The following is a 3,348-nucleotide window of genomic DNA, read 5'->3' as shown; positions in this document are numbered from 1 at the left end:
TAGATGGCAATCTTCCAGTAGGTTTGTAGGCACGAATAACTTATGTCTGAGTGAAGTGCTACTACATTTCCTTTTTCTAATGTGGCATGGCGGTTGTAGACTGTAAATACTATCTGTATGTCAAAAACAATAAGCCAGTCGTCCAGATCATGAGTAAATAAAAAGATCCAGGATGTGATCGTTTTAATACCACAATGCCATAGCGGTAAGAATGTATTTATGCAGATCCTAGAGTTACTTTATTTGGACTTGAATTATTCAGTCCATGTCGAATAGGACGGGACCATTGGCTGATTAGTCCTCTCCGCTCAAGATAGCACATCAGCCCAACCCAGCCCACACTTTTTACTTATCTGCAGTCTAATTTCACATTCGTCGGATGAATACTTGATATTTTCCCTAGCTAACCTCGCTGTGGCCTTTCTGTGACTATCAACCTTTTTCGAACTGGCCTCCCGTCTCTTTGTGTGCTTATTGGTCTATTTTTGACATTGCCTGGAGAATGCCCGTTATAAAACTCCAATAGCCGCCTAACAATATCGCTATAACTATTCTGTTTAATCATTAACCAGCAAAAGAATAGTAACATAAGAATGAAATGAATTATAAGTATCAATCCACTTATGCTTTCAGTCTTATTGCTATGTTTTCTCAAATGACTCATGGAATGTTAAAATGTCCTATCTTTTCATGGATTTGAAAGGCTTGTTTTTGGTCGACAGGTTACTAAGTGCACGGATAAGGCTCATTCGATAATTGTCAGACAAATTTGTTACAGCTTTTATAGCAAAGATATTCATCAATGGTAGCAGCATTCACTCGGCAGCATGAATGAGCTTCTGGAATTCTGGCACCATAGGTCCAATCGACAGATTATATTTATAGTATAAAAATGTGTAGGTAACAATTGAGCCTAATTAAAGCTCTGACATAAGCCTTTTCATACTATACAAATGTAGATTCCGTTGTAGCTGTTTTAAAAGCCTTTACTAGTTGTGAGTAGTGACACCTGCAAGGCCGGCCACATTCTCTTAAAATCTTGCCCAGGGGGAGCTTTGCGGTTCCTATATTTAGATAGCAAGAACAGTCATTCTCGATAGATAGTTTGTAGCTTTATTATGTCATAACCTTTTGCTGAGATGAACAGAAGCCTGATAGGGTCATGACAGATCTGTGCAAGGATATGTCAAAGCACCTAACAAATTTCATCAGAACAAGCGGTTTTTTGGAATATAGTTAAATCTAAAATTAAAGCCGAAAAAGTCTTAACAGATGCGATCCTTAACTACCAGATTCACCTTGTAAAAATGAATGTATGGCCTATTTGGCCCTACACTTTACCTGGACCAGTGCTTATGCCAGCGTGGTTTGTTTTTCCGCCACCTTTTGTCATGTTACCTGCTGCGCCTCCCTTTTGTCATGTTACCTGCTGCGCCTCCACCTGCTTTTGTCATGTTACCTGCTGCGCCTCCACCTGCTTTTGTCATGTTACCTCCCCCAGCGTTCGATGCACTACCGCTGCCTTTAGTTGGATTGGATGGCAGTCCATTTTTAGGAGTGTTTGACGTGACTTTCTGCTGAGATTGTGCAGCCTTTCCTGCATTAGGATTGCCAATCTTGGTGTTATTTGAGATTATTTTAGTATTGTTTCCTAAGGCTTTTGAGAGCTGCTGTACATTCCCTATGGGGGGAGCGACAGTGCTTGCGCTCTTGGTCTTATTTGATTGTGATTGTGACTGATTGGTTTTCTGATTTTGGGCATTAGCCAAATTGCTATATTGTAGTGATAGGATTGCGCCTACAGAAAGGAGCGAGATGGATATTAGAGTAGCTCCTATTATGACACCTACCTTACGATTATGCTTCATGGTATTCATATAAAAGAGGTCGTTATATGATTTAACGGTTATACATAGGCCATCATCACGGATAATAAGTCTGTGTAGTGCGAACCTATCTACTCTCTGACACATCCAATTTTAAAAGCGAAATTCAATATTAAATAGGCCGATGGAATATTAATGGATTGCCCAAAATGTGATGGGGAAAAGGAAAATGAACTTCAGCACAGCTACTTTAAAGCGGATGAAGTTGTCGATTTTTCTCACTGTTTAAACTGCGGATTCAAATTCTATCAAGTATACAGAAAGTATGGAAGTGGAGGAACTGGCATGAACATACCGGAGCATGAGAGATATACAAACGATATGAAGTCTCCAACAAAAGAAATGAGCCAAACTGAGTATAGATTACCTTATTATTCTTCTACATCTGTGGTATATCCTTCTTTGTATAGAATCATATTAGCTCACGAATGGGTGATACTGAGCTTAGTTCCGGAATTCACCAACTACCTGTAAACGCGAGACGTGGCTAGCCGACAGCCTGCCCATAGAGCATTTAAAATGACTCCTTGGAGAATACTTAAAATCAATTGAGGTTTGCCCTTGGCCATAGTAAACTTACTACAGGACAAACCGCTTCAGCTTAAGCGCCCTTAAAAGCTGGGCCCTACTAACTATGTTATTAAGCGTGGTGCTTAGGAGATCTATCACCCAGCTACCTTCTAGGAGGTACAACAGCTATCTAATTTGGCGCGGATAAGCCAAGGAACGCAATCTAGTCATATAAGGATCTGGTCAAAAAAATGGCCGTCTTCTACAATAATTTATATATTAAGTTTTAGCCATGCTATTTTCAGACAATAAACTTAAGCCATGCCAACTCATCTTCGAAGTGGTTTGTGTCCCTGGATATAGCCGTAAAAAATTCGCATATTTTGGCGAATTGTTAACAGGTCTACCTAATGCATAGATGAGTGAAATTACGAAACTATGGTATAGATTCTAACTGACTTTATTTGTCCTTCCTTAGGCTTAGATGACATTGAGGTAAAGTGATGGTGACGATGCCATGTAGGTACGGATTAGGTGCGACATGATACTATTTACCGTAACCTGATATCGCTATACTATAATGATGCGTACAGTGTTTACTTATTTAAATATTAGACTGAAATAATCAGTTTTGTGTCCCGGGACAATCATATATTTGATCGGTCATTCCTAGCATAGCATATTCTGCAGTCTTACCTAACACTTTGACTTTAAACAAGAAGACAAACTATCCTAATCTGCCTCTGATCATATAGAGTAATTCAGCCTTAAACAAAGGCTTCAACATCGGAATTACTATTAACTACCTTAGTTATCTGAAGGGGTTTCTAAATATTTAGATTGGTCATGAATGTGAATTTATATTAGCTACATCTAACTTTCGCTGCTTAATCTATATTTATAAAAGAACAGACGTTAGTTTATTGAATTTATATTAGCTACATCTAACTTT

3 protein-coding genes are annotated in these 3,348 nt (G+C 38.8%); 1 reads left to right on the top strand and 2 read right to left on the bottom strand.

Annotation, left to right across the window (positions count from 1 at the left end; all coding sequences use genetic code 11):
* Positions 1 to 403 precede the first annotated feature (403 nt).
* Positions 404 to 565: a hypothetical protein gene (locus DYY65_RS09635; protein ID WP_162477750.1), complete on the bottom strand. Its 162-nt coding sequence runs from the start codon at positions 563 to 565 to the stop codon at positions 404 to 406.
* Between the two features lie 829 nt (positions 566 to 1,394).
* The gene (locus tag DYY65_RS09630) at positions 1,395 to 1,868 is read right to left on the bottom strand and encodes a hypothetical protein (protein WP_162477749.1); all 474 of its coding nucleotides are present in this window, start codon (positions 1,866 to 1,868) and stop codon (positions 1,395 to 1,397) included.
* A gap of 153 nt (positions 1,869 to 2,021) precedes the next feature.
* Here DYY65_RS09630 and DYY65_RS09625 point away from each other — a divergent pair, with 153 nt between their 5' ends.
* Entirely contained in the window at positions 2,022 to 2,360 is a 339-nt protein-coding gene (locus tag DYY65_RS09625; protein ID WP_162477748.1) for a hypothetical protein, read from the top strand.
* Positions 2,361 to 3,348: the final 988 nt, after the last annotated feature.

The organism is Nitrososphaera sp. AFS (assembly GCF_009898475.1).
Classification (GTDB): Archaea; Thermoproteota; Nitrososphaeria; order Nitrososphaerales; family Nitrososphaeraceae; genus Nitrosopolaris.
This window is presented reverse-complemented; position numbering and strand designations above follow the sequence as displayed.

Bases quoted from the DNA above. Each gene is read 5' to 3' on its own strand.
- DYY65_RS09635 (WP_162477750.1), bottom strand. From the start codon at position 565: ATGATTAAACAGAATAGTTATAGCGATATTGTTAGGCGGCTATTGGAG.
- DYY65_RS09630 (WP_162477749.1), bottom strand. From the start codon at position 1,868: ATGAAGCATAATCGTAAGGTAGGTGTCATAATAGGAGCTACTCTAATA.
- DYY65_RS09625 (WP_162477748.1), top strand. From the start codon at position 2,022: ATGGATTGCCCAAAATGTGATGGGGAAAAGGAAAATGAACTTCAGCAC.